General features: G+C 66.7%; 1 protein-coding gene. It reads right to left on the bottom strand.

Features of this window, described 5'->3' with window-relative positions; translation table 11 throughout:
- Positions 1-9 precede the first annotated feature (9 nt).
- On the bottom strand, positions 10-792 hold the full coding sequence (locus tag E1266_RS37445; protein ID WP_132055338.1) for a transposase family protein: 783 nt from the start codon (positions 790-792) through the stop codon (positions 10-12).
- Positions 793-929: the final 137 nt, after the last annotated feature.

The raw sequence follows: 929 nt of genomic DNA on the forward strand, positions 1-929 counted from the left end.
GAACCCATTTCATCCCCGTGCTGCCTGGGCGACGCGGTGATTCTGCAGGGCGGCGATGGCCTTGACGATGTGGCCGGCCTTGCTCGGGCTGCAGCGCAGCTTGCGCAGGATCCGCCATGACTTGAGCTGCGCATTCGCCCGTTCGCCCGGCCCGCGGAACTTGGCGTGCGACCGGTTGGCCTGCTTCTGCGACTCGGGCTTGTCCTTGCCCTTATAGGGCGTGATCACGACCGACGCTTCGGCGCCTTGGTAAGCCTTGTCGGCCAGAGTGAGGATGCCTGCCTTCTCCAACTCCCGCAGGATGCCCCACACGCGAGCGGCGGTCAGGTCGTGGACCTTGCCGGGCAACGCCCCCGAGGTCCATAGGATCGTCCCGTCCGGACCGGCGATCACCTGCACGTTCATTCCGTGCACCCGGTGCTTGCCGGAGAAGTACGGACGGTCGGCCCGGACCCGGTCGGTGCGGATGAGCGTCCCGTCCAGCACCAGATGGGTCAACTCGTCCCGGTCGGCCTTCCGCAAGGCCTGCGCGAGCTTGGGTGAGCGGGCGGACAGCAGCATGACGGTCTCTTCCACGTACCGCCAGGCGGTGGTCGCCGACACCCCGAACCCGGCGCTGATCTCGGCGAACGTCTCGTCCTTACGCAGGTAGGCCAGCACGAGGAGGGCCTGCCGGCCGGGGTTGAGCAGCCGCCAGGCCGACCCGATCGCCTTGCGCCGCCGGCGGATCAGCCCGGCGACGTAGTTCAGCGTTGAACGCGACAAATCGAGGGCAGCGCGGTAGAACAGCACGTAGAGACCTCTGGTTCAGGCGACGTGATTGTGGTGATCAACCCGTCTACCAGGGGTCTCTCTACGTCATGCCCCAACCGGCGCATCGCGATCATGCTGTGACCAGCAGCCCGCCGCCACAGGATGAAATGGGCTCA

It is taken from the genome of Actinomadura sp. 7K534, from assembly GCF_004348575.1.
GTDB lineage: Bacteria > Actinomycetota > Actinomycetes > Streptosporangiales > Streptosporangiaceae > Spirillospora > Spirillospora livida.